The sequence below is a fragment of the Desulfocucumis palustris genome (assembly GCF_002933875.1).
GTDB classification, from domain to species: Bacteria; Bacillota; Desulfotomaculia; order Desulfotomaculales; family Desulfocucumaceae; genus Desulfocucumis; species Desulfocucumis palustris.
In genome coordinates, this window is the sequence record NZ_BFAV01000157.1 from 241040 (window position 1) to 267405 (window position 26366).

General features: G+C 51.8%; 23 protein-coding genes. 6 read left to right on the top strand and 17 right to left on the bottom strand.

Annotated elements, in window-relative coordinates; translation table 11 throughout:
* Positions 1 to 408: 408 nt before the first annotated feature.
* From DCCM_RS15900 to DCCM_RS15915, 4 genes are all read right to left on the bottom strand, one after another.
* On the bottom strand, positions 409 to 2163 hold the full coding sequence (locus DCCM_RS15900) for an aldehyde ferredoxin oxidoreductase family protein (protein WP_104373355.1): 1755 nt from the start codon (positions 2161 to 2163) through the stop codon (positions 409 to 411).
* Between the two features lie 96 nt (positions 2164 to 2259).
* Entirely contained in the window at positions 2260 to 3600 is a 1341-nt protein-coding gene (gene gabT / locus DCCM_RS15905) for a 4-aminobutyrate--2-oxoglutarate transaminase (RefSeq protein WP_373855498.1), read from the bottom strand.
* A gap of 88 nt (positions 3601 to 3688) precedes the next feature.
* Positions 3689 to 3937, bottom strand: a complete 249-nt coding sequence (locus DCCM_RS15910; protein ID WP_165792206.1) for a MoaD/ThiS family protein — start codon at positions 3935 to 3937, stop codon at positions 3689 to 3691.
* A gap of 107 nt (positions 3938 to 4044) precedes the next feature.
* Positions 4045 to 5460, bottom strand: coding sequence for an APC family permease (locus DCCM_RS15915; protein ID WP_231702805.1), 1416 nt, complete (start codon positions 5458 to 5460; stop codon positions 4045 to 4047).
* A gap of 437 nt (positions 5461 to 5897) precedes the next feature.
* Here DCCM_RS15915 and DCCM_RS15920 point away from each other — a divergent pair, with 437 nt between their 5' ends.
* The 4 genes from DCCM_RS15920 to DCCM_RS15935 all read left to right on the top strand — a co-directional run bounded on the left by DCCM_RS15920 (position 5898) and on the right by DCCM_RS15935 (position 9339).
* Entirely contained in the window at positions 5898 to 6197 is a 300-nt protein-coding gene (locus DCCM_RS15920) for an ACT domain-containing protein (protein WP_104373358.1), read from the top strand.
* A gap of 69 nt (positions 6198 to 6266) precedes the next feature.
* Positions 6267 to 7625, top strand: a complete 1359-nt coding sequence (locus tag DCCM_RS15925; RefSeq protein ID WP_104373417.1) for a PFL family protein — start codon at positions 6267 to 6269, stop codon at positions 7623 to 7625.
* Positions 7626 to 7739: 114 nt separating this feature from the next.
* On the top strand, positions 7740 to 8750 hold the full coding sequence (locus tag DCCM_RS15930; protein WP_128739171.1) for a hypothetical protein: 1011 nt from the start codon (positions 7740 to 7742) through the stop codon (positions 8748 to 8750).
* Positions 8751 to 8814: 64 nt separating this feature from the next.
* Complete coding sequence (locus DCCM_RS15935) at positions 8815 to 9339, top strand: hypothetical protein (RefSeq protein WP_104373360.1); 525 nt, start codon at positions 8815 to 8817, stop codon at positions 9337 to 9339.
* Between the two features lie 63 nt (positions 9340 to 9402).
* On the opposite strand, the gene DCCM_RS15940 is transcribed toward DCCM_RS15935, so the two are convergent.
* The 9 genes from DCCM_RS15940 to DCCM_RS15980 form a co-directional block, all read right to left on the bottom strand.
* Positions 9403 to 9867, bottom strand: coding sequence for a hypothetical protein (locus tag DCCM_RS15940; RefSeq protein ID WP_373855499.1), 465 nt, complete (start codon positions 9865 to 9867; stop codon positions 9403 to 9405).
* Positions 9868 to 9881: 14 nt separating this feature from the next.
* Positions 9882 to 10595, bottom strand: coding sequence for a ferredoxin-like domain-containing protein (locus DCCM_RS15945; RefSeq protein WP_104373362.1), 714 nt, complete (start codon positions 10593 to 10595; stop codon positions 9882 to 9884).
* Between the two features lie 13 nt (positions 10596 to 10608).
* Positions 10609 to 11457 (bottom strand): polysaccharide deacetylase family protein, encoded by an 849-nt coding sequence (locus DCCM_RS15950; RefSeq protein WP_104373363.1) that lies wholly within the window; start codon positions 11455 to 11457, stop codon positions 10609 to 10611.
* A 128-nt stretch (positions 11458 to 11585) separates the two neighbouring features.
* Positions 11586 to 12299 (bottom strand): B3/B4 domain-containing protein, encoded by a 714-nt coding sequence (locus DCCM_RS15955; RefSeq protein WP_104373418.1) that lies wholly within the window; start codon positions 12297 to 12299, stop codon positions 11586 to 11588.
* 25 nt (positions 12300 to 12324) lie between these two features.
* Positions 12325 to 14823, bottom strand: a complete 2499-nt coding sequence (locus DCCM_RS15960; protein WP_104373364.1) for a ComEC/Rec2 family competence protein — start codon at positions 14821 to 14823, stop codon at positions 12325 to 12327.
* 27 nt (positions 14824 to 14850) lie between these two features.
* A complete protein-coding gene (locus DCCM_RS15965; protein WP_231702806.1) occupies positions 14851 to 15519 on the bottom strand; it encodes a lytic transglycosylase domain-containing protein in 669 nt (222 codons plus the stop codon).
* Positions 15520 to 15593: 74 nt separating this feature from the next.
* The gene (locus tag DCCM_RS15970) at positions 15594 to 18656 is read right to left on the bottom strand and encodes a PAS domain S-box protein (protein ID WP_104373365.1); all 3063 of its coding nucleotides are present in this window, start codon (positions 18654 to 18656) and stop codon (positions 15594 to 15596) included.
* Between the two features lie 66 nt (positions 18657 to 18722).
* The gene (locus tag DCCM_RS15975; protein ID WP_307718823.1) at positions 18723 to 19361 is read right to left on the bottom strand and encodes a ComEA family DNA-binding protein; all 639 of its coding nucleotides are present in this window, start codon (positions 19359 to 19361) and stop codon (positions 18723 to 18725) included.
* Between the two features lie 129 nt (positions 19362 to 19490).
* Positions 19491 to 20174, bottom strand: coding sequence for a DUF421 domain-containing protein (locus DCCM_RS15980; RefSeq protein ID WP_104373367.1), 684 nt, complete (start codon positions 20172 to 20174; stop codon positions 19491 to 19493).
* Between the two features lie 244 nt (positions 20175 to 20418).
* On the opposite strand from DCCM_RS15980, the gene DCCM_RS15985 reads away from it, so the two are divergent.
* Both DCCM_RS15985 and DCCM_RS15990 read left to right on the top strand, forming a co-directional pair.
* The gene (locus DCCM_RS15985) at positions 20419 to 20610 is read left to right on the top strand and encodes a hypothetical protein (protein ID WP_104373368.1); all 192 of its coding nucleotides are present in this window, start codon (positions 20419 to 20421) and stop codon (positions 20608 to 20610) included.
* Positions 20611 to 20858: 248 nt separating this feature from the next.
* Positions 20859 to 21713 carry an HpcH/HpaI aldolase/citrate lyase family protein gene (locus tag DCCM_RS15990; protein WP_231702807.1) on the top strand — a complete coding sequence of 285 codons (855 nt, stop codon included), beginning with the start codon at positions 20859 to 20861 and terminating at the stop codon, positions 21711 to 21713.
* Between the two features lie 10 nt (positions 21714 to 21723).
* Here the strand turns inward: DCCM_RS15990 and DCCM_RS15995 are convergent, their stop codons facing one another.
* The 4 genes from DCCM_RS15995 to DCCM_RS16010 form a co-directional block, all read right to left on the bottom strand.
* Entirely contained in the window at positions 21724 to 23601 is a 1878-nt protein-coding gene (locus DCCM_RS15995) for a methyl-accepting chemotaxis protein (protein ID WP_104373370.1), read from the bottom strand.
* Between the two features lie 349 nt (positions 23602 to 23950).
* Positions 23951 to 24541: a DUF1847 domain-containing protein gene (locus tag DCCM_RS16000; protein WP_104373371.1), complete on the bottom strand. Its 591-nt coding sequence runs from the start codon at positions 24539 to 24541 to the stop codon at positions 23951 to 23953.
* A gap of 231 nt (positions 24542 to 24772) precedes the next feature.
* Complete coding sequence (locus DCCM_RS16005) at positions 24773 to 25729, bottom strand: sulfite exporter TauE/SafE family protein (protein ID WP_104373372.1); 957 nt, start codon at positions 25727 to 25729, stop codon at positions 24773 to 24775.
* A gap of 31 nt (positions 25730 to 25760) precedes the next feature.
* Positions 25761 to 26225 carry a hypothetical protein gene (locus DCCM_RS16010; RefSeq protein WP_104373373.1) on the bottom strand — a complete coding sequence of 155 codons (465 nt, stop codon included), beginning with the start codon at positions 26223 to 26225 and terminating at the stop codon, positions 25761 to 25763.
* Between the last annotated feature and the right edge of the window lie 141 nt (positions 26226 to 26366).

The following is a 26366-nucleotide window of genomic DNA, read 5'->3' on the forward strand; positions in this document are numbered from 1 at the left end:
AATCTGCATAAAATATGCCATTGGTTCTAATAGTTAAAAAATTAATTACATTCAATAAAAACAAGCACTTCAGGCCAAAATTACCCCGGCGGGCCTTTCCCTGTGCAACCCGTTAATGCCCTGCTGCATTTGCATTTAACTTTTCGAATATACAATCAATTCAAAGCGGCCAGTATTATGTATACAAAAAGATGCGCCGGAGCATTATTAATTATGCCGAACGGCATTAATTTGCAGCAACGCCGGGCTGCCCATAAATAGATTCAATATTACCGGCCCCTATTTTAATTCATGCCGGCCCGGCGGCACAAAAAAAGCGGCGGGTGCCATTAAGCGCCCGCCCATTGGAGAATGAAACGTATGATTGGAAGTAACCGGGCAGCAAATGGCTGCGCCGGAAATTTAACTTTATGCCATGGGATAGCCCTGATCGTCCCAGCCTCTGAGCCGGTAATAGTCATCCACCAGAATTTGCAGCTCTTCCCTGGTGATAATGTTCCGGCCCTCATTGATCGGCTCGTTGAAAAGCTTGGGCGGCAGTGTATCCTGCTGTTTGGTGGCGCCTTCCCTGGCGTTGAACTGCCGGGTAAGGGTGACTATATTGTTGGCCACCTCCTCCAGCTCCTGCCGGGTATACTCCCAGCCCGTCAGGGCCTTGATAAGCGGAATCAGATCTTCCCACTGGTAAAGGTCCCTGAAGAACACGCACAGTATAAAGGTATTGAATATTGTAAGCCTGTTTTCGAACTGGATAAATAACTCAGCTTTGCCGTCCGTGGTGGAAGGGTCAATCATACCTGCCAGCTCCGGCTTGTAAAAGGTTGCCCGCAGGTGGCAAGCGCCCCTGGTGGAGGTGGCAAAAGCAAGGCCCATGCCTTTCAGCTTCCGGGGATCGTACCCCGGGGGCTCAAGCCCCTTGACGTGAACCGCAATGTCTTGTAAACCATACTTTTCACTGAAATATTTAATTCCCCGGGCAAGCTCCTCTCCTATTCCCCGGCGCAGGGCCATATCCTCCAGCAACCGGGCCACACCCCCGGCGTCCCCGTATTCCAGTTTATAATCCAGTCTTCCCCCTTTTCCGGCTTCAATAACCAATCCGGCCAGATTGCCCGCTGTTATTGTATCCATTCCCAGGCGGTCGCAGATGTCGTTAAGGTACAGAATCTCGTCCAGCCGGTGGATGCAGCACAGTCCTCCGAAGGAGTAGATTGTCTCGTATTCAGGCCCTTCAATCCTCAGATCCTTGTACTCCCCCTCGGTAACCACCGTGTCCTTGGCACAGGCCAAAAAGCAGGACGGGCAGGAGCGGGCCTTTACCTTAAACCTTTGCTGGTGGGCGTCGCCGTTTATTTCCTGCCACCTGTCATAGGAGCCGTCGGACCAGTAACGGGTGGGAAAGGCCTTGGCGGCATTCATTGTTCCCACCATTACCGGTGTACCGTAGGTTTGATAGGCCTTAACCCCGGGGTTGTCCTTGGCCTTTTCCCGGATGCGGCCCACGGCTTCTTTGAGCAATTCCGGGTCCGCCGCCTGGGATTTGGCGTCCCCGTAAAATACTATGCCCTTTAATTTCTTTGAGCCCATAACGGCTCCCATGCCGGTTCTGCCTGCCGAGCGCCAGTAGTTGTTTTCCACGCAGGCAAAGGCCACCAGTTTTTCCCCCGCGGGGCCGATGACCACGGCCTGGGCGTCCTTTCTGCCGGCGGCAGCCAGCAGCGCGTCTTCCGCGGCATAGGTCTGTGTTCCCCAGAGTTGTCCCGCATCGTGAAAGAGCACTTCTTTGTCATTTATTTCTAAATAGGCGGGAGAAGAGGCAGCTCCCTCAATTATTATCGCGTCGTAACCGGTTGCCCGGATAGCCGGCGCCACCCTTCCACCGGCGTAAGACTCGGCGTAAAGCCCGGTCTGGGGCGATTTGGCGTATAATCCGTAGCGGCTGGAGCCGGGCACCAGGGTGCCGGTGGCCGGGCCGGTGGTAAATATTAATTTATTGTCGGAACTCAAAGGGTCCACACCGGCGGAAACATTGTTCAACAGCAGGTAGGAGCCAAGTCCCTTGCCCCCCAGATATTTTTTCAGGATGCTTTCGGGAATTCCTTCAACGGCATAGGATTTATCCGTTAGGTTAATCCTTAAAAGCTTACCGAAAAAGCCCTTCATCAGTTTCACTCCTTCAGGGGCCATTTCTTCTTATACCGGTATATGGAGAGAGCCTGCCCTTAAAGCAGGCTCTTTAAGTTCAGTTATGGTTAAGAGTTACTTTAAAACCTCCGCCGCCACACCGTCCAGTATGGCAAAGCCCTGCTCAAACTGCTGCTCGGTAATGGACAGAGGCATAAGCATGCGCACCACGTTGCCGAATATTCCGGCCCCCAGCAGCAGCAGGCCGCGCTTGTAGCACTCGGAAACAATCTGTCCGGCGGCTTCCTTGGCAGGTTCCTTGGTCTTGGAGTCTTTGACCAGTTCCATGGCCACCATGGCACCAAGTCCCCGCACGTCGCCGATCATGGGATATTTCTCCTGCAGGGCCTTCAACCTTTCAATGGACTTGGCGCCCAGAGCGCTGGACCTATCCGCCAGGTTGCCGGACTGGAGATAATCTATGGTGGCTAAACCGGCCGCGCAGGATACCGGGTTGCCGCCGTATGTTCCGCCAATATACCCGGGATCCGGGGCGTCCATAATCTCCGCCTTGCCCACCACGCCGCTTAGAGGCATACCGGCGGCAATGGACTTGGCCACGGTCATCAGGTCCGGCACCACGCCGAAATGTTCCACCGCGAACATCTTTCCGGTCCTGCCGAAACCTGTTTGAACCTCGTCTGCTATAAAAACAATGCCGTGCTTTTCACAGATGGATTTCAATCCGGGCAGAAACTCCTTGGGCGGGACCAGGAAGCCGCCTTCACCCTGCACCGGCTCGATAATCATGGCAGCGATGCTCTCCGGGGCAGCCTCGGCGGCGAAGAACCTGTCGAACCTTTCCAGGCAGTGCATGCCGCAGCCCGGATAGGTGGAATTATAGTAGCAGCGGTAGCAGTAAGCGGACGGAACCTTGTAGACATCCGGAGCGAAGGGGCCGAAACCGAATTTATAGGGTTTCACCTTGCTGGTGAGGGTCATGGTCATAAGGGTTCTGCCGTGGAAAGCGCATTCAAAGGCAACTATACCTGATCTTTTGGTGGCAGAGCGGGCTATTTTAACGGCGTTTTCCACCGCCTCGGCGCCGCTGTTGGCAAACATCACCTTTTTGGGGAAATTGCCCGGCGCCAGTTCGGCAATCTTTTCAGCCAGGGCCACATAAGGCTCGTACATGGTAACCATGAAGCAGGTGTGCAGCAGTTTATCAGCCTGTTCCTTGATGGCGTTCACCACCGGCTCGGGACAGTGCCCCGCGTTCAGGGTGGCAATACCGCCGTAGAAATCAATGAAAGTATTGCCGTCAACATCCTTCAACATGGCGCCTTTGGCCTCGTCCACGAAAATAGGGGTGGAGTTGGATATACCCCTGGCCACGATTTTTGCTTTCCTGTCAAGCAATGCCTGCCCCTTGGGTCCAGGTAAGCCGGCAGCATTCGGTTTGAATTCCATTGTCATTGGTCTTCCTCCCTTTAAAAATGTGTTTTATTGAGATTCGGCCGTCATTGGCCGGTAGAATTCGTCATCATTGACTTGTCAACCAGTTTTATCCCCCCACTATGTAGGGGAAAAATATTACTTCGTCACCCTGTTGGAGAAGGTAATTACTATCGGCTTTTTCACCGTTGACGGCGGCAAAGCCCACATGATCCCCGGGAATGGCGGCTATTTTCAGCAGATCTCCCAGGGTGGTTCCTGAAGCAACAGTAAATATTTTTTCTGTTTCCCCGGACGGAAAGCGCGGCGACAACCCGGCCAGCAGCACCCCCGCCTTTACATTTATCTGAATAACCACTTTTAAACTCCGATTACCAACTGTATTGCAATTACAGCAATAATGATGCCAGCCTTTTTGCGCATCGGGATAACATATCCTGCATGCGCCTTTGGCTCATTTTATCACTACTGCTTGTCCGCTGAAAAGATTTCTTTGCGCATGTAGGAATCGGCGGCTTCATTGCCGTATGTCCTTCTGGCCCAATAGTAGAATATTATGCCCATTATGGTCCAGCCCCCGACGATGACCCACTCGTAAGGCCATACCAGGGCGGAGGGGCTGCCGGGCAGGTAAAGCAGCACAAACCCCATGGACAGTATTATGGCTATATAGCCGATAAATTTGCCGTTGCTGACCTTAAAGGGCCTGCTCATTTCAGGCTCACGGTTTCTCAGTATGATAAAGGCTATGCAAACCAGCAGATACGCCACGCATATGCTCAAACCACCGGCATCCACCAGCCAGACCAGCATTTTACGTCCGAACAGGGGAGCCAGGGTGGACAGCGCCCCGATAAGAAGAATGGCGTTGCTGGGAGTTTTATATTTAGGATGCATGTACCCCAAAAACTCCGGCAGCATTTTGGAGCGGGCCATGGCGTAAATAGCGCGGCTGGCCCCGATATAGAACCCGTTCCAGCTGGAAACGATACCCGCAATACCCCCCAGAATCAACAGTTTTCCAGCCCAGTGGCCGCCAAACAACGCAGCCATGGCATCGGCGGTAACCAGTTTGGATGCGGTCATTTCCCCGGCGGTAAGAGACCTTGACACTCCGAAAATTATCAGCATGTAGAAGGCCGCAGCCATAATAACGGATAGAATCAATACCTTGCCTATGGATTTGTACGGCAGGTTTATTTCCTCGGCGGCCTGGGGAATGACATTAAATCCGACAAACATGAATGGAGTCATAATCAGTACCGTCATCATTCCGCCGGCGCCGCTTACAAAAAGCGGTTCCATCTTGGCGGTGCTGCCGTTGAATAAACTTCCGGTAACCAGTAAGACCCCGGCAATAAATATGATTATAGTAAATAAGGACTGTAATAAAGCTGCTGTTTTTACACCGAAATAATTGGCTATTGTTAAAATAATGGAAGCTATAACTCCCACCGCCACCCAACTGGCGTATACGTCCCAGCCGGCCACAGTCCAGAGATATCCCTTGTAGTACCCGGGAATAAGATATTCAATAACCGTCGGCAGGGCCACGGCCTCGAAGGCCACCACTGAAATGTAACTGAGAATGATGGACCAGGTGGCAATAAAGGAGGCTGTGATTCCCATGGCCCGGTAACAAAAAACGTGCTCGCCGCCAACCTTCGGCATGGCGGCGGTAAGTTCCGAGTAGGCCAGCCCCACGAAAATAACCACGGCGCTCCCCAATCCGAAAGCCAGCATGGCTCCGATGGAACCTGCGGCATTAATCCAGTCGCCGGTGAGGATAACCCATCCCCAACCAATCATAGCCCCGAATGCCAGGGCAAAAACGTCGAATTTACCTAGAACTTTATCAAATCCTGCATTCTGATCCGACACTAAGCAGTTCACCCCTAACAATATTTGTCTCTTTAGGAAAAAATTATTGCCGCTGCGGAACATCCCCCCATTCACCGGACTATTTTCTTTACCGGCCTTCAATAACTTGCAAAAAACCGGCCGATTTATTAAAAGACTTTCACCGGCTTATATAGAGATAATTTATAAATTTCACAATATTAATAATGCGCATTTGCATGCAAAATAGTCTGACTAGGTTGAATTTCTGCTTAAGGGGCTTGAGTCGGCAAGATGCGCCGGCGCATCCTTGTAATGCCCCCGGGCATTCGGATTGAAAGCGGCTTCCCCGTCCCGGGGCATATTACATAATTTTCTATGACTTAATATTATTCTTAATAATTTCAAGGTGGCAGGAATATCATATTAACCGACGAAATATCAATTTTTATTCATAAAAACCAAGTGAGGTATTTAAGATGCAAAATTTAAAGCAGGATTCCAAGGGAAACAGGGTAATCATCAGCGTGCTGGGACCGGACCGGGTCGGCATAATTGCCGGAGTAGCAAACATCCTGTCGGAAAACAATATTAATATACTGGATATAAGCCAAACAATCATACAGGAATTTCTGGCCATGGTTTTAATAGCCGATATGGAAAAAAGCAAAATCAACATGGAACAACTGAAGGAGAAACTGGCGGAAAAGGGCAGGGAAATAGGAGTTAAAATCGACGCCCAGCATGAAGATGTTTTTAATTTCATGCACAGGCTATAACCCCGGAACTCCGAAAGGCCCGGCATGCCCCGGAATCCGGGGCGGTATTTTTTATTTTTGGAGGGTAATATGCTTACACTGGCTGAAATAGTTGAAACCATAAAAATGGTCCAGGAAGAAAACCTGGATATACGCACCATCACCATGGGCATCAGTCTGAGGGACTGCGCAGGACCCAGCCCGGCGGCCGCCAGGAAAAAGATTTACGATAAAATAACCGGCCTGGCCGGCAACCTGGTCCGGGTGGGCGAGGAAATAGAAAAGGAATTCGGCATCCCCATAGTCAACAAAAGAATTTCCGTCACCCCCATTTCCCTGGTGGCTGAAAGCTGTGGAGAAGAGGATTACACCGGTTTTGCCAAGACCCTGGATGAAGCCGCGGAAGCGGTGGGGGTTAATTTTATAGGTGGATTTTCCGCGCTGGTGCACAAGGGCTTCACCACCGGCGACATGCGCCTGGTACAGTCCATCCCCCGGGCCCTGGCCACCACCCAAAGGGTATGTTCCTCGGTCAACGTGGCCACCAGCAAGGCGGGCATAAACATGGACGCTGTTTACCTGATGGGCAAAATAATTAAGGAAACCGCGCAATTAACCGCCCACAGGGACGGACTGGGCTGCGCCAAACTGGTGGTGTTCAGCAACGTGCCCGAGGACAACCCTTTTATGGCCGGGGCCTTTCATGGCATAGGCGAACCGGAATCGGTAATCAATGTGGGAGTATCGGGCCCCGGAGTGGTTAAAAATGTGGTGGAAAGAAATAAAGACGCGGATTTCGGCACCCTGGCCGAAGCAATAAAAAAGACGGCCTTTAAAATAACCCGCATGGGTGAACTGGTGGGCCGCACGGCGGCCTCCCGGCTGGGGGTTCCCTTCGGAATAGTGGATATATCCCTGGCTCCCACCCCCGCGGTGGGTGACAGTGTGGCGGAAATACTTGAGTACATGGGATTGGAAAGGTGCGGCACCCACGGCACCACCGCCGCCCTGGCTTTATTGAATGACGCTGTGAAAAAAGGAGGCGCCATGGGCTCTTCCTATGTGGGAGGACTGTCCGGGGCATTCATACCGGTAAGCGAGGACGCGGGAATGATCAGGGCGGTTGAAATCGGCGCCCTGGGACTGGACAAGCTGGAAGCCATGACCTGCGTATGTTCCGTGGGGCTGGACATGATTGCGGTGCCGGGAGACACCGGCCCGGAGACCATTGCCGCGATAATTGCCGACGAGGTGGCCATAGGGGTGATTAACCACAAAACCACCGCCGTAAGGATAATCCCCGCCCCGGGCAAAAAGGTGGGAGACCGGGTGGAATTCGGGGGACTGCTGGGTCGCGCCCCGGTTATGCCGGTGCACCCCTTTTCCTCCGACATATTTGTCCGCCGGGGAGGCAGAATTCCCGCGCCGGTCAGCAGCCTTACCAACTAAACGCCATTAATATTAAAAGTTCCTCATATTGTGTCATTTACCGTCCAATCCGGGAGGAAATTATCATATGCTGTTGAAATCTTGTAGAAATGCCTTTTTTCACCGGAGGTAACAATGCGAAAGACCTTCCTATCATTAATGCTGGTTGGGTTAATGCTGTTGCTGGCGCTGCCGGGCTGCGCCCGTCAGGATAAGGAATCCCGGACCGAAGGCCAGGCGCAGACCGCCGCCGGCGACGAAGGGGCACCGGGCGATGAGCGGGATAACACGGTAAAGAAACAACTTGATGAGGCACTGCAGGGACAACCAGGCAATCCGGCAACAAACCCCCAGGACCCGAACGGCGGCAAAATGCCCCCGTCGGAAACCAAAATCAACCCGCTGCCTGATTTTACCGCTGACGAAACTGTGGAAATAAGCGGAAAAACCAGGGCCGGCAACAGGATCTTCATAAACGGCAAGGAAACGCCGGTGGACCCCAGGGGGCAATTCACAGGAACAGTCCAATTGAAGCCCGGCGACAACACCATAGCTGTGGATACCTTAAATAAGAAAGGAACTCCGGACAAACAAAGCCTGTCCATAAAATATCAGCCCCTGGCGCCAAAGCTCCTGGCGCTGGCCCCGGAAAGCTCCGACTCGGAGACTGTAACCGTTTCCGGCCAGACGGAGCCGGGCTGCATTGTTTATATAAACAGCAGCCGGACCCAACCGGATAAAAAGGGGAATTTTTCCCTGCCTGTAAAGCTTGAGCCCGGCTCCAACTCCATTAAGGTTGTTTCTTCAAACAGCCTGGGAGGCCAGGCCCTGGTGACCAAAAACGTTACTTTCAATCCCCCGGATCCCAAACTGGTGCTTATAGTTCCAGGCGAAACCAGCAGCCAGCAGGTGACCATCAGCGGTATTACGGACGACAACACGGTGCTGCTGGCCTACGTCAATGACGTAAAAACCAATGTAAACAACAACAACGGCATTTTTTCGGGAACCGTGCAGTTAAAAGAGGGACTTAACACCATAACCGTCCAGGTGGCCAACAAATGGGGCAAAACAAGAACCCAGCAAAAGAATGTAAACTATCAACCGGTAAACCAGGATCAGGGCGGTGAGGATTTCTATTATTAAGGAATTGCCGGATTCTTACAGCTGAAGCCGGCTGGATAAATACCCTTTCGGGGGAGGAGATAAATTGAAAAAGGCCTCATTGATATTTCTGGCATTGCTGCTCCTTATCTGCGGCGGTTGCGGCAATAAAGACTCCACCGCCACCCTGCAGAAGGTTCAATCGGAACTTGATAAATATGAAGAAAATATGATTACTTTTTATCAATTTAAAATGATACCGGATGATCCGGCTTTCCCGGGAAATTTGTCCATGGATTACATGGACAGGGCCCAGCAGAGCACGGAAACACTAAAGGATCTGGACCAGATTGCCAATTCCGTAAAAAAGGCTGAAATTAAATCGGAGCTTAAAAATTATATAGACACGGCAAAAAAAAGAGAGGAACTGGTAATCAAATATCTTGACGATATACGCAAGGATATTAATTTCCAGACCACCGGGCAAATAGACCTTAGCCGGCCCGACAACGACTTGACAGTGGATATTAACAGGTATCTGCACAGCCTTCCCGACGACATGCTGGGATTGGAATACCAGTTAAAGGAAAGCAGGCAGAAGCTGGATTCATTGCTTTCGCCCAAAAAATAAAGAGGACAGTGTCCCCTTTATACGGTGTTATTAAACTAAAATCAACAAAACATTAACCGTGGTCTACCTCTGTTTGCCGCCCTTTTGCAATTCATCCGCCAGTTTTGCCGCCAGCTGCGGGTCCCGGGATTTGATCCCGGCCAGGTACATGAATATACTGCCCGGATATGGCACGGCTTCAGGCAAAACAGTAAGCTCCATGGCGCTGCGCACCAGCGCCACCACGCAATCCGGGGAGTGGTTGTCCCGGCACTCCTTGCACTGCCTGCAGGTTTCCGCCAGCACCGGAGCCACGGTATCGGAATAGTACGGTTTAAAGTCACTGGAGGGGATCAGCCCCGAGGCCCCGGGAATGTCCAGAACACCCTTTTGCAGGGCAAAGCGTAAAACTTTTTTTGAAAAGCCCACCAGGCAGCCTGATTCCTTGCAATCTTCAGTATTCAGTAAATCGCAGGACTTGCAGATATTCTCCAACCGCGCCATCGGCGCCGAAAGGTTTATTTCGTCTGTTTTTCTTATCTGCGTCACCACCATCCCTCCTTCTAATCGGCTAAAAGAAAGTTCTTAAACTCATTATCCCCGGCATCATCCTTACAGTTGATTAACTGGTCGGGCGGCGTGAACCGCTCAGGCCCCAGTCTTGCCATGGCGCGGCAAAGCTTTTCCCCCGGTTCCGCCAGCCTGGTGAAATTTTCAATCACAAAATCCAGTATGGCGTAAACTGAATCCTTGGTTGCCTTGCGGGCGACAACCCTTCCGTGTGCGGGCCTGGCGCCTCCTCCCAAGCCTCCCAGGATGACATCGTAAAAGTCCCTGCCGGCGCATACAACCCCGAAGTCGGCGCAGTGGGGGTCCACACAGCCCCTGTAGCAACCGGCCACGGCTATTTTGAAATCCTTGGGGACCGCTTTTCCCAGATAACGATTCTGAATCTCTATTCCCAGATCAAGGGCCTCCCCCGTGGAGCGGGGGCATAACGCAGAATTCCCGGCGCAGGCTTTTACAGCCCGGACCACATCCCCGTACGGGGACAGTACCAGTCCCATTTCCGGTAAGGCCTTAATAAGAGCCGGAGCCTTATCCTCCTCCAGAACCACCACCAGGGTCTGCCGGGTAGTAAGTTTCACCCTGAAACTCCCCAGTTCATTCACCTTCCCGGCCAATGCCAAAAATTGCTCCGGTGTCATAACCCCGCAGGCAGCAACAACATCCACGGCAACCATGCCGTTTCTCTGCCTGAATACGCCTTCGCCCATTATAAACACTCCTTTACTTCCATTTTCCATTAACCACATCTGTGAAAAATTGCCGGCTGTCACCGGGGTGTATGGAAAATCTGTTTATTAGCATGGTGTTGCTTCCGGGACCGGCATAGCCCGGATTAACCGTAAAACCCAGCCTGTAGCCCATGGAGGAAGCCACGGGTATGGCGTTATGGCCGGCAACTCCGTAGGGATAGGCTATGGCGTGGGGCACCGGTATGCCCAGCATAATAAAGGTCTTGTTAAAACGGAGTAAATCAGCCCTTATGGCTGCTTCGTCCAGCACCTCCAGAGCGGGCTTATCTCCAATATACCTGTGGTTGTCATATGTGTGGCAGCCGAATTCCAGCAGGCCTGTTCTAAGCATGCTTTTCAGCTGATAAGTGGTAAGGTGGCGGTTACGGACCAGCCCCTGGGCGGCAGCTTTTTCCGGATCGCCGGGCTGGTCTTCCGGCACCCTTCCGGTGGGGAATATAACCGCCTTGAAATTGCAGCGAATCAACACCGGCAAGGCATAGACATAGTTTGACTCATATCCGTCATCAAAGGTTATCAGTACCGCCGGCCCCGGAGGTTTGAACCTTCCGGCCAGGAATTCCCCCATTTCCTCAAGGTTCAGGGTATAAAAATTATTGTCCCGCAGATACTGCATCTGCCAGAAAAACTCCTCCACCGGCAGAATGGCGGAATTGGTCAAATGCTTTCCGGAAGAAGAGGGTTCCAGGTGATGATAGGCCAGGACCGCAACTTTATCCACCGCTGGAGTAAAATCCGCCGGAGGAACCGGTGGCAGGGCGAAAGCGGCCCGGAAGGGGAACAGGGTAAAAAGCAGCATTGCTAATAAAGTCGCGCGCATGTTGTTACCTCATAAACCGGGACAATATTTTACAGCTACAATACTTATTTGGCACACGAGGAAAAAATCCTCCAATATAACCGTTTTTTTTCAAAGACATAATATTTGCAATATGAAGCTACACCTTCCTATATTTCTATTTCCGTTTCCGTTTCCGGGTTATCCACGTCCAGGTAAAATTTCACGGGTTGCACACCAAAATATTTCTCAATGCAATTTGCAAGTTCTTCCCTGGCCGCTTTTACCGATTCAAGGTTGCGGTCGGTAAACCCGTCGATGGGGAAGAAAATTTTGCTGCTTGCCGCCGTTACCTTGCCCCTGTCGCTCTGCCTCCAGATCCAACGCCTGGTCCTGATATCCACGGCGTCGGCATAAACCAGATCTCCCCCGGGAACCTCTTCGGCAACGCCGGCGCCAAAGGGTGTAAAGTATTCCCCCTCCCGGGAATAACGTACGGATATATCTCCCTCAATGGAATTTAAATCGTGTGCCCCCATGGGCAAAGTATATTTAAGGGATATGGCGTTGACCAGATTCACGGCGTCGTTGATGTCGGGCAACTCCCCGCCCTTTAAAACCCGGGAGGTGAGAGCCTCCACGGAACTCAAAAATTTATTGGGGTTGAAGCCTATTTTAATGAAGGCGTTGCGGTAACAAACCAGGTCCGGGTGCTCTTTCAAGTTCCCCCCCTGGAATTTGGAGCGGGCAAAGGACGTGGCTTCCTTTAACAGCTCCAGAATTTCCGCCGATTTTCCGGTATTGTCCAGACCACCGGCCGCCACCCCCCCAAAACATACTGTGGGTAAAACCCGGAACACCTCTTTATCAATAATAAATTTCACTATATTTACCTCCCTGTCCATTCTGTCATGCGGCATTACCCGGCTGCTGAACCGCACTCTCCCTATCCATTCTTCCCCATTTAACCCGGATTTTCTCGCCGTCCGTGGACACCACCACCGCCCCGTCCCGGTCGGTGCGGTATACCCTGACGCCCAGGTCTTCCAACAGCTGCAGGGTTTGGGGGTCGGGATGGCCGAAGTTATTGTTCTTTCCCGCTGATATTACCGCCAGCCGGGGCCCGGCCCGCCCGAAAAACTCCGGTGAAATGTAACGGCTGCCGTGATGCGGCACTTTTAAAACGGTGCAATGAATATCCCGGCCGGATTCCAGAATACGCCGCTGGGCCTCCTCCTCTATGTCCGCCGCCAGCAGTAAGGTTTGCTGTCTGTATTCCATCATCAGCACCAGGGAGTTGTTGTTCAGATCCGATCTGGTGCCCTCCATTAATTCGGGAGCGGGGTTTATTACTTCGATCCCCACCTCCCGGTCGAGCTTGAGCCTGTCTCCGGACACAGCGATCTCCACGGGTATCCCCTTCAGGGCAATATCCTCCAGCAGCCTGCCGTATGCCGGATCAGGCCTTTCACCTCCCTTGTAAGCCCCGGAGGAGGCGCTTCCCTCCGCCGGGGGCAGTGGCGGAACCACCACCGAGCCAATAGCAAAACGCCGGACAACCGCCCCCACCCCGCCCGCATGATCCTCATGGGGGTGGGTAATAACCAGTACGTCCAGCCTGTTTACACCCTGCCCCTTTAAATAATCCACCACCACATCCCCCGCTCCCCTGGCGGACTCGAACTCGCCGGGCCTGCCGCCGGCATCCACCAGCATGTTGCCGCCGCCGGGAAATTCAACGTATGCCGAGTCCCCCTGTCCCACATCAATAAAGTGCACCCTCAGCCCGGCGTCGCCGGGCCCTCTTCCCGGTATCCAGGCAACGCCTGCCGCAAACACCAGCAGGGTAAAGGCCGCCCCCCTGGATACCGCCGGAAAAGCTCCTCCGGCCAGGCTGCCGGGAGGGGTTTCCCCGCTCCCCGCCACCTTTCCCGGGACGGGCTTTCCCAGCGCCCAGAACAGCAAATACCAAGCGGCGGCAAAAATCCAGGAAGGGGCTTCCACATAAATAAACAACCCCGGTATTTCCCTTATGGCCTCCACCAGCCATTTAAACAAATCAAGCAGGGCTCCGGTGGCAATATTTATAAATCCCGCCAGGGTCATTGAAAATTGGCCGGTGATGGCCGCCAGGGCGCCCAGGGGCAGTATGACACCGGTTATGGGAACGGCTATTAAATTGGCCGGAAGGGATGCCGCGGTTATCAGGTTGAAATGAATGGCGATAAGCGGGACTGTCCCTAACTGGGCAGCCAGCGGCACCGCTATAAAAAGAGCGGCGCCGGGAGGGAATTTAAAACTTTTTGCCAGTAAAGTCCGTATAGCCGGGGTAAGGTAAAGTATACCCCAGGTGGCGCAAAAGGAAAGCTGAAATCCGGGCTCAAACAGCGCCCAGGGCTGAAAAAACAGTATGGCCAGAGCCGCCAGGCCCAGGCTGGTGGGCCAGTCGGCCTCTCTTCCCAACTGGTGTCCCAGCAGCAGGACTAAGGCCATGATGGTGGCTCTTACCACCGGCGGGCTTAACCCCGTCATCACAGCGTATATTATTAACACGCAGGTAATGGTGATAAATCTTGCCGGCCGGGAAACATTCAACATCCCCAGCAAAAACGCCATGGCCGCCAGCAGCATGCCCACGTGCAGGCCGCTGACACTTAATATGTGGTTGACGCCGGTTTCGCAGAATATTTCCCTCTCCTCCGGAGGCATCTCCCCCACAACCCCGAAAATTATACCGTTCAGCAAATCCGCCCGGGCCGGCGAAAGGGTGTTTTCAGCCACTTTCAACAGCCTGGACTTTACGGCCAGGGCAAAGCCCACCAGGGGATTGCCACCGCTTAAGCCCGTGCTGTCAATTTGGTCACCGGAATTCACCGCCAAAATCCCGCCTATGCCCCTGCGCGACAGGTAGGAGCGGTAATTGAACTGCCCCGGGTTTCCGGGCTCCTCCGGCATTGACAAATAGCCCCTGGCTTTCAGGCCATGGCCGTAATTAAAAACAGGGATACCCGCCGCCGCCCGGATAATTATTTTCCCTTCATACCTTTTTCTTATTCCTCCCATGGTCACCCAGCCGGTTTTAACCAGGTAGCGGGTGTCCAGGCTTCTGATATCCGGCCCGTCGAGGATTGTTCCTTCCACGGTGACAAAATGTCCCCAGTAAGGTCTTAGAAATAATTTTTCTTCTCCGGTTATTGCCTGCCCGGACATGGTCATGCCCAGCAGGGCAAACAGAATTAAAAAGGCGGGGCCAAGGCCACGCCGTGCTGACAGGTATAAATATACGGCTGACAAAAACGCCGCCATAGAAGCCAGAAGGGGCCACTCCGGACCGATTCCGGTCAGTGCGGAAAGCACCATTCCCGCTATATAAGCCGCCGCCACACCCAACAACGGTCTTTCAGGCAATAATCCTTCACCCTCCGGACGTGTAAACTACACCACAAATTCCCTGCGGCTTTTTGCCACCCGCTGCAGGTAATCCATTGTTTCCCTGTAAGGAGGCACACCGCCGTACTTCTGCACCGCGCCCGGCCCCGCGTTATATGCCGCCAAAGCAAGGTTGACGTTGCCGTTGTAGCGGTCCAGCATGGATTTCAGGTAACGGGCCCCCGCGTCAATATTCTCACCCGGGTCAAAGGGATCCTTAACCCCGAGGCCGGCGGCGGTACCGGGCATTAACTGCATCAGCCCCATGGCTCCGGCGGAAGACACCGCCAGGGGATTAAACCCCGATTCCACCTTGACCACTGCTTTTAGAAGCGCTGGGTCCAGATTGTATTTTTCCGATACTTTGGCGATTATTTCCTCCACCCCGGTTGCGGCCGCGGCGGCGGAGGCCCCGACGGAAGTACCCACAACGTTTCTCTTTGTCCCCTCCGGCATTAAGGAAGGATACCTGTTAACGTAATTAAAGGGCCCGCCCGGATTGATGGTAAGTCCCGGAAGTCCGTCGCCGCCACCGGTCCCGGAGGCCGACAGAACGGCTGCCAGCAGCAGTGCAAAGCTTGAGCCCATGGAGCTTTCCCTCTCCGGGGTTTTCAGGCTGCCGGCGGGATTAAGCAATTGCAGCTGAAGCATCTGTAAAAGCAGGTCAATCTGCACCAAAAACACATCCCAAGACATAATATAAAATGAGTTAACCTGAATATAAATTCAACCCATAACAAGAAAATCCTCTATAAAGAGTCAAATTTTGTCGCCCGGGCATCCAGCACCCGCACAAATATACATACCAGGCGCGGGTCAAACTGCGTCCCGGCGCACTTCTCCAACTCCGTCACGGCATCACTGTGAGTCATCGCCCTCCGGTAGGGCCGGTCGCTGGTCATGGCGTCATAAGCATCCGCTATGGCCAGTATGCGGCATTCCAGGGGGATTTCCTCCTCCCTGGAGCCCAGGGGGTAGCCCTGCCCATTCCACCACTCGTGGTGGGCCAGAATCCATCCGGCTATGGGCACCAGATCCGGCGAGGACTGTGCTATCCGGTGACCTATTTCGCAGTGTCTTTTCATTTCAACCATTTCATCTGAATTCAGCGGACCCGGCTTGAAAAGAATCCTGTCCGGTATGCCCACCTTGCCTATATCGTGAAACTGTGCCAGCAGCCGCAAATCTATGACATTGCGCTCGGGCAGCCCCAGGGCCTGGGCCACCCCGGCCACCAGTTCCTGCAGGCGGTCGGCATGGCCCTCGGTGATAAAATCCCTGGCCTCCAGCGCCCTCATCAGGGTCTGAACAATGGCGCTGCGGGCGCTCTGGCTGCGGTGCAGCTTTTCCCGGTACATGTTATTGTCGGCTTCCTTGAAAAGATCGCCCATGTTGACCTTTTCGCCTTTTCCGGTGGCAAATCCGATGGATATGCTTAAAAGCAGGTCTGGATTTTGCTCATTATAACCCGCCAGTTCATCCCTGAGCCTTTGTATGGCCCTCTCCACCACCCCGGGGCCGCTGCGGGGGAGCAACACCGCAAACTCGTCCCCTCCTATCCTGGCCACCACGTCTCCGCTACGAAAGGATTCCCTGATGATGGACGAAGCCGTTTTTAAAAGTTCGTCGCCCTTGTGATGACCCATTGTATCGTTAACCAGTTTGAGACCGTCCACATCGCAGATGATAATACTAACCGGCGAATGCCTGTCCCCTTCCAGCCGCTCCATCTCCTGCTCAAAATAAGCCCGGTTGAAAAGCCCCGTGAGGGAGTCGTGAAGACTTAAATATTTCAGTTTCTCCTCGGATTGTTTGCGGTCGGTAATATCCCGGATAACCAGCAGCCCCACAACCTTATCACCCATGTTGTATATGTGCGCGCTGACTTCAAAGGGAACCTCCCGCCCTTTCTTCGCTATAAGGACTATTTCAAAGGTTACATGGCCCAAAGCCCTGCATTTCTGAACTATAACGGGAATTCTGTGAATATGTTCGGCGGATACCATTTGCAAAGGGTCCGCAGCCAGTAATTCTTCCCTGGTATAACCGTACCTGCTGCATAAAACCTGGTTCACCTCAATTATCCGGGAGGGTATTTCATTTTCAAATTCCAGCATCACTATTCCATCGTTCACGTTGTGGAAGAGTATACGGTATTTTTCCTCACTTTCCCTTAAGGCCCGTTCATTATCCTGCAACTCATGAAAACGCTGGGTCAATTCCTCCTCGGTGGCCACCAGTTCCTCAATGGTGACCTCCAGTTCCTCATTGGCGGTTTTTAAAGCCGTTTCGGCCTCTTTTCTCCCGGTAATATCCGTTACAATACCCTGATAATGGGTAATAACGCCGCAGGCATCCCGTCTTGCCCCGGAACGGTCCTCTATCCAGCGGAAATTGCCGGATTTGGTAACCAGCCTGTATTCCAGGGTGAACTCGTCGTTATTCATTATGTAATGCTGTTGCACCTCGGCCTGAACCCTTTTTAAATCATCCGGGTGAATTGCACTGCTGTAGGAGGTTTTTCCCGTGGTAAAATCTTCCGGGGAATAGCCGTAGCGGCTGATATTTTCGGATACATACTCCACCGGCCAGACCTTTTCCATATCGGCAACCCAGAGGAAAACCACCACGGGACTTTTGTTTATGATGTTTTCAAGTTCCGTCAGCTTTTCCAGAGCCTTGTTAAGCGCCTCCTCGGATCTTTTACGCTGGGTTATGTCGATGTATATGCCGTAAACTCCCAGGCGCTTACCGTTTATCTCCATGGGGAAACCCATTATGGATACGTCGACCAGGCTGCCGTCCTTTCTTTTTCTTACCGATTCCTTCCGCACAACCTTCCCAAGGAGCGTGGCGTTTGTCATATCCCAGGCTTCATTTTCAAATTCTTCCGGTACTATTATATGGTTTATTAATTGACCCTTGACCTCGTCCGCCCGGTAGAGGAACAACTCCTCAAAACTCCTGTTAACATTGATTAACCTGTCCTCATTGTCCAATATGGCAATCCCTTCGGGCGAGTTTTCAAAAAGGTTCTGAAAATAGGCCTTTTGCAGCCTGAACCGCTCCTCTGCCCGCTTCCTCTCGGTCACATCCCTGACAACCCCCCTGAACCCCGTCCGCTTGCCCTCATTATCAATAATCAGTGAAACGGAGGCCTCCACAAAACGTATTGAGCCGTCGTCCTTTCTGATAATTTCCCAATCAAACACCCCGGCCGGCTCACCGGTTGTATAAACCCTGTTGTAGGCCTGGAACACCTTTTCAATATCTGTGGGGGTGGTGAAATTCAAATAGCTTTTACCCATCAATTCTTCCTTGCCACAGCCGGTTAATTCACACAGGGAGTCGTTGAAAAAGAGAAGCTTTCCCTTTATGTCCACCTCAAAGTAGCCGTCCACAATATTTTCAAGAATGCTCCGGTATTTGAGCTCGCTCTCCCGCAGGGCCTGCTCCGCCAGCTTCTGCTCGGTTACCACCAGCATCTGGCCAAGTATCGACACCCTGCCGTTAAAATCAACGGTGCTGAAAACCCCGGTAAGATATATTACTTTACCCTCCCGGTCAACCGCCCTGAATTCATAGCGCTCCGGGGCCTCCTCACCGGCCAGCCGGCGGCGCGCGTTCTCCCTCACCAGGAGCCTGTCCCCGGAATGCACCAGGTTGAAAAAGGGCATATGCAACAGCTGGTCCACGGTGTAACCGGTTATCTCGGCCATTTTTGCGTTAACCAGCTGAAAGCGGTCACCGTAAAGTATGAATATCGGAAGGGGCGACGAGTAAAAAATTTTCTCAAATTGAATGGCTGACATAAATCCTCTCTTTCCAAGACAACTCCACGGGTTTCAACACGTATGCAGCGCTTTTTCCGGTTTGGCTCAGTACACCGTAATAAAATCCTTTAGCTGCTCATATTTTTTATCGCCAATACCGGATACTTTCTTAATATCTTCGGGGTCGGTAAAATATCCGTTTTTTTCACGGTAGTCTACAATGCGGCCGGCCAGGGAGGGACCGATGCCGGGCAGGTTTTCCAATTCCCCTGGACCGGCGGTGTTAATATTAACCAGCCCGGAGGAAGCCGCGCCGCCTGTCTTTCCGGCACCGCCCGAAACTCCCCCGCCCGGGGTGGAATTGCCTGAAACCCCGGCCGCCGGCATTTCCTGCTTGTATGGAACAGGCACCTTCCTGCCGTCCTTCAAAGGTTCCGCCAGGTTCAGCCTTCCCAGGTCGGCTTGGGGTAAGGCCGCGGCTTTTTCCAGCGCGTCGGCCACCCTTGCCCCCTGGGGCAAACTGTAAACCCCGGGCTTCTCCACCGCGCCGTCCACGTGAACCTTAATCTCCGCCGGGGTCCGGCCGTCTTCCCCCGGCCCCTTTTCCAGAACGGCGGCATTATGCGCTGGCTCCCTGCCGGAACTCCACTGGGAGTATTTATAGCCCGCCCCAAATAGAAATACAGCAGCCAGCATTAATACAACCAACTGCTGTTTTCTTTCCAACTGGAACAAAAAAACCACCTGCCAGCATTTAAAAAACTAAAATTAATTCCTTTTTATTTAACAATTTTTCAAAATATATAGCCGCAGTAATGTGAGAAGAGCAAAAGTAGAATTATTCTGAATTTCTACGGAAAACCTTTTTTTCCTTTAACTCTTTTGTTTTTCTTCACATTCCACTATATTAAACCTCCCATCGGTATTCAGGGTGGCCAGAAAAACCTTTTGGGCGCCGACACCGGCCTCGGCCAGCCGCCGGTCCAGCCACTCCATGTCCAGTCCTGTTTTTGCCAGTTCCTTTTTAAAAACCACCCCGTCCATTATTAATACCGTGGGCAGCCCCTCGTATGCGGTTTGTATTTTTAGATCCTCCGGGGTAACCGGCCTTTTCTGGGATTTTGGAATAACGCTTAATTTCCCCGATGTTTCCAGAATCCCCACCTCCACATCCTCAACATTGGGATAGCCGCTATCCCTTAGTTGAGCCATGAGATCGTCAAGGTTGTACCTGGCCTTACGCAGTTCCGATTTTAATATGCAGCCGTTTCTTATCACTATCTGGGGCCTTCCGTCCAGCAGCCTGCGCAGGAAAAAGCTGTGCAGGGCGAAATAACTCAATAAAACCTCCAGAAGTGCCAGTATAATCAGGGGGACTATACCGTGCCACATGGCTATGCCGGTGGAATGCAGCGGAATAACCGCCAGATCGGCGATCATTATGGCCACCACAAAATCAAAGGGTGAAAGCTGGCTGATTTCCCTTTTGCCCATCATCCGTATAATCAGCAGCAGCACAAAATATATAAAAACTGTCCTGGATATGATATCAAGCATGACTCATCCCCGGGATTCAAGTTGTTTCATGTTATTTAGAAGACCTTCGCCCCTTCTTTTATCTTTACCCCGGGTTGTATATTTTACTAATGTTAATGCCGGGAATTAATCCCGGCATTAACCCAAAATCTCAAAAAAACATTAACAGAAAATATCTGTTAACTTAATAGAGCCTAAATATTAACTTAAATAATTGATTTTATAATAATCATAAGCAATGCCGGATGAAACGGGGTGAATTCCAATGACAAACAGCAGCACCAAATTAATCGGCAACAAATTTCCCGAACACAACAACGAAGCCAAACGTTCGCTCCAGGAACGTTTTGTCGATCCCATAATAAAAGTCAGCGTAAGCCAGGGAGTAATGGTGAACAGGCTGCAGTCCTTTTGGAACAATCAAAACTGCCATACCCAGGAAAAAACCGCTTCATAAACAAGCAAACTCACCCTCCATGTTTTTATTACCGGCCCCGGCGAACCCGGGACCGGTTTTTTTTAATCACCAGCAAGTACAATGTTTTCCACTTCCTCCCGGATAATTTTTTTGGCCCTGCAACTTGACCCGCTAAAATCCGCAATGGTGTTATTTAGAGGACATTTCCACAGGAATTTGTTAGAATATAAGGGATATGGCAAACCCCGGGAAGGTGTATCCCTTACCTTATTTGCGAGGTGATTGGAATGCGTTCAATATTGTTTACCCCCGGAGACGACAGCCGCAAAATTGAAAAAGCCTTTAAAGCCGGGGCCGACGCCGTTACCCTGGACCTTGAGGACGCGGTGGCGTACAGCCGCAAGGAAGCCGCCAGGGAAACCGTGCGGGAGATACTGCGGCAGCCGGCGCCGGTGCCGGTATTTATCAGGGTAAACTCCACATCCACAGACTACATACTGGATGATCTGAAGGCTGTTGCCGGACTGCCCGTTGCGGGACTGATGCTGGCTAAAACAGAATGCGCCGAAGATTTAAGAAAGGTGGACTGGCTGCTGAGCCTGCTGGAAACCGGGCAGGGACTGGCCAGGGGAAGCACCCCCCTCATTCCCTTTGTGGAAACACCCGGGGCAATCATCAGGGCCGCCGAAATAGCCGGCGGCCCCAGGGTAAGATGCCTGGCCTTCGGAGGTGTTGATTTTTCCCAGGAACTGGGGTTAAACTATCCGGCTGAGAGCGACGGACTGTTTTTAGCCCGCAGCCAATTGGCCCTGGCTTCCCGGGCCGCGGGTATAGAACCGCCCCTGGACACGGTTTTTCCCGATATTAAGAACACCGGGAAACTGTCTTCGGAAGCCGGCATAGCAAGAAAACTGGGCTTCCAGGGTAAGCTAATCATTCATCCGGCGCAGCTCGAACCTGTTAACAGTGTTTTCAGCCCCACGCCGGAGGAATTGGAATACGCCCGTAAAGTGATAGCGGCTTTTGAGGAGGCCGAGGCCGGGGGCAGGGCGGTGATCCAGGTGGACGGTAAAATGATTGAATATCCCATTGTTCGCCGCGCCAGAATAATATTGTCCCTTTTCGGCCGGGACTCCCGTTAGGCCGGCCCCCTTACATCCTGAATCTGGCTATTTTTTCATTCAGACCTTCGGCCATTGCGCTCAACTCATAGGCGGAGGCGCTGATACTATCGGTGGCGGCGGTTTGATTGCCCATGGCCGTCGCCACCTCCATGGCGCCGGCTTTAATATTTGTCAGGGATTCAGCCACAGACCGGATAAAACGTGACTGGCTGTCGATCGCCCGGGTAATTTTATTAAATTTATCTCCGGTATCCGCCAGTTGTCTGACCCCTTCCTCAAAGCCGGCGGTGCCCTTGCCCACCTCCGCCATGGCCGCCGCCGCGTCATTTTGGATGAAGCCGATCAGCCTGCTGATCTCCAGGGCGGCGTTTTTGGACTTTTCCGCCAGGGTTTGCACCTGTGCGGCCACAACCGCGAACCCCCGGCCGTGCTCTCCCGCCCTGGCGGCCTCTATGGAAGCGTTAAGGGCAAGCAGGTTTGTTTGTTCCGTTATATCCGAAATTACTTCAACAATCTTTCCTATATCCCGGGAACGGGCGCCAAAATCATTTACCACCCCGGAAATACCGGCAATAAGCAGTTTAAGTTCGTCAATGGATAGTTTTAAACGCTCCATGGACCTCTCCCCGTCTGCCGCCATTTCCAACACCCGGCCCGCCGACTCTTCCATCCTTTGGGCGTCGTCGCCCAGCCCTTCGGTATCCACGGACAGATTGTCCATTACCGCCGCAACATTTTGTATCGTCGAGGATACCTGCCGGGTGGAGGCGGAAAGCTGCTGGCTGGCCACGGACAGCTCCCCGGCGGAGCGTGAGGCGTCCGTCACCAGCAATTTAAAATTATCCACCATCCCGTTAAATCCGTTAACCAGCCTGCCTATTTCATCACGGCAATTCATGGATAATTTCTGGGTCAAATCCCCTCTGCCGGCCTTTTCCATTCCATCGGCTATTTTCCCCAGGGGCAGCAGACATCGGCTTATTACCCCGTATAATACAAGGGACACAACTAAAATGCCCGCAACCAGTATGGCTATGGATTTTACCATGGTTTGCCGGATCAGCTGCAACACCTTTTCCCTGCTCACCACGGCCTTAATGTAGGCGGCCGCTTTGCCGCTGTAGTCCTTAACAGGTATAATCAGCACGGCAATAGCGCCGTCGCCGGGATAATCCACCGTCATTCTCCCGGATTTAAGCGCCTGCTCCACAACTGTCCCCTCCACCTTCCAGTCATCCTGCCCCCTGGTTGCCGCCAGGGGCTTATTGCCTTCGGCACTGTCCACCCAGGATACTCCTTTACTAATCCCATACACAAAAAAATCCGCGCCGGTTTGTTTTTTCCATTTTTCCAGTTCCTTTTTGCCGAAACCGACTCCATATTCGGCGCAGCCCACGTATCTTCCCTGGTCGAAAACAGGTGACACCACCCTGAAGCCGAATCCACCCCTGCCCTCCTCCAGGCCTTCCACAATTTTTTTACTTTTATCGCACTCAACCACCGTATGTCTTATGGAGGACAAATCATCACCGTATTTTTCCGGCATGTGCAGCCTTAGAAAGGATGTGGCCGGGGGCAGGAGAAACTGAATTTGCTCCACCCCCTCCTCCTTTAATTTAATAAAAGCCGGCATAGTCAGCTGCAACAGCTTTTCCCTGTTTCTATCCGCCAAAGCCTTATGCACCTCCGGCTGCTCTATCATGCTGAGCAAGCCGTAACGGGCGCTTTTTAAAGTTTCCTCAAGTGAGGCATTTATATTGGACTCCAGGGTTTTATACCGCTCCATTTCCTGTAATGCCACAGTATTTTGCATCTGCCGGTAGCCGTTGTGCAGCAATACGGCAAATATTGCCAGCATCAGTCCCGTGACAGGTAGAAATATCCTGTATCTTACACCCAGTGTCATGGACCAATCCTCCTAAAAGGTCTTTTACCCGACAATTCTGAAAATTATTTGCGACAATTTGCCGGCATAACTTCAAAAGGGGATGGGCAAGCCCATCCCCGTGATTAACGCACCGGCCGCTCAACAACCGGTGTATTTACTTTGCCGGCCACCTCTTCAGCTTGTCAACAATACAATATACGTCATAACATAATGTCAATAAAAACAATTTAAAACGGTACACGGCATAACCTCTTATTATCTCGCTGACAGCCTGTAAGACCCCCGTCCTTGAAGGCCGGGGATAAACAGGCTGTAAAGCTCAAGCTTAAGTTTGCTCCAGGGTCCCAACCACTTCCGAGCCAAAGACTCAGTTATTTTTGAGCCCGAATTTCTTTCTAAGATAACTGGAGTACAAAGCTCCCAGCGGGTTGTGCGCCAGCACCCGGTCCTTCACCGCGAAAACAGTCACGGGAGCTTCGGAATATTTGTGAAACAGCATATCGTGCCCCACACAGAGCCCCAGTTCAACATTCACGTCTGTCTTTGTTTTGTTTAGTATTTCCGCCTGGGCAATGGGGTTGCACAGCGCCTCAAATTTATCCGGCTTCCGGTTGGGAACATCGAATCTTTTCTTATCCAAACCACAGACCTTGCAGCACACTGACTCCACCTTAAAATACTGCTCCAGTATTTTTGACAGGGACTCCGCCTCGGAAGCCAGACCCACGCAGAATGCCAGGCCGACTTTCTGGTAGTTCATGCGCTGGCAGAACTTTATCAGCTCTTCCAGCCTTGTGAGATTGTTGCCGAATTCGTACTGAAAATAACCGCTGGCCCGGTGAAAGGGTTTGTTTTCTTCCTTGTCGTATTCGGAAAGGTCTACCTTCCCTCCGGTACAGTCATGACCGTCCTTGTCGCACCTGTTTTTTGGTTCCTGCTTACAGTAAGCGCACTTCATCCTCGCTCCTCCTCTACGCCGAAACTCTCTCCAAATGTAACATAACACAATAATTCAGGAATATTTTTCACTCCAAAGCCAAGCCCTGCAATAAAGGCGTGTCTTTTGACATACGTTGGGGACATTCCTCGCCCCAAAGTCAGGCTTGCATCAGAGGTGTGTCCCCTGACATACGTTGGGGACATTCCTCACCCCAAAAGTCAGGCTTGCATTAGAGGTGTGTCCCCTGACCTATATAATTTTGATACCCGTGGCGGCTGTAATAGCACCGCCGAACATATAGCCAATACCGATGTATGTGAGAACCACCGCTAAAAATGTTTTCAGATATATAGCCTTGATGTATTTGGAAAGCACGGGGCCGAGGTAGGAGCCGATGATAACGCCGCCAAGTTCAAAGCTTAACATGGCCCAGTCCAGGCTGCTGCCCATTTTAATATAATTGCCGATGCTGGTGGCTGAGGAAACCAGTATGGAAAGAACCGATGTGCCCGCCACTATGAACATCGGGAAACCAAGCATGCTGCTTAAATAGGGGACCAGCAGGAAACCGCCGCCGACACCCAGGGCTGCGGAAATAATTGCTACAATTAAGCCTGCGATGAAGGGAGAAATAGCGTTATACTTGAATGTTTCCCCGCTGAAGGTAAAGGTGTTGTTGATGCCCGTTTGGCTGAAATTAACTCCGATTTCCTTTAACTCGTTAAGCTTGCCTTCGGCTTTAAGCTCTTTTACCTTTTTCTCGAAAGACTGGTTGGCTTTTTTAACCGTCTGCTGCTTTTCCCTGGCCGAGGGTGTCAGTTCGTACCAGAGGCGGAAGGCGATAAACATGGTGATGGCGCCGAACAAGGGCTTATAGGATTTCATATCCTGCAGGTAAGTATGGGAAAGATACGAACCCAGCAGAGCGCCCAGTATGCCGCCCAGTCCAAGGGCCACGGCGGCGGGAATCACCAGGCGGCGTTCCCTGAAGTAAAGCGGCGCGGCGATAACCGGGCTGACCAGGGTCAGCATCTGGTTCATTGGTTTAATCATGTTGGCCTTTTTCATGCCGAAAATTGTTATATGCCCCACACCGGCAAGGATACCGCCCGCGGCTCCAATGGTGGAGAAAATATAACCCACAAAAATTGACCAGAGGATTAATAGTATTGGACTTACAGTTACACCAGCCACACTAAATTCCATTAACCACACCTCCGTAAATATTAAAACAGCTTTAAGTTGACGACATTCTTATTTGGGGACATCTTTTTCTGTAATATCCCCGCCCGGCATAAAAAGCAACAGCACAAAGCGGATACAAAACAATAATGCCGATTTGATTTCCCACCCAGGGCAAGCTGACAGGAAGTGCCAAAGTGCTGAATTTTATACTTAAGAGCCACAAGATCACCGCATGGGGCAACAAAAAACTCATACCATCCAAAAAACATAGCACCAGGTATTCCATAAACAACTCATTGGCCTCTTTATTTAATGATTGATACATTGAATGCATCCCGGCCTCAGAAGCAATGGAGGACAATTCCCTTAGCTCCTTGATTCTGGACATTAGCCTTTCCTGCTTTTCCCTGTGGGGATGCAGCAGGTTTTTTGCCAAAGCAAATATTTTTTTATAATTTTTAACCTTCTCCAAGCCCTTCCACTCGCTCAAATCACCCCGAAGCACTTTTCCCGCCAAGTCTTTTTCACTCCTTTCCTTTATAATTTTGCCCAAAATGTTATGCCGTTGTCTAAAAAATAACAGATATTTAACAATTGCAATGTCAGCCCATTGACATCGATCCTGTCTTTCTGGTGACAAAAAAACTGTCATATGGAT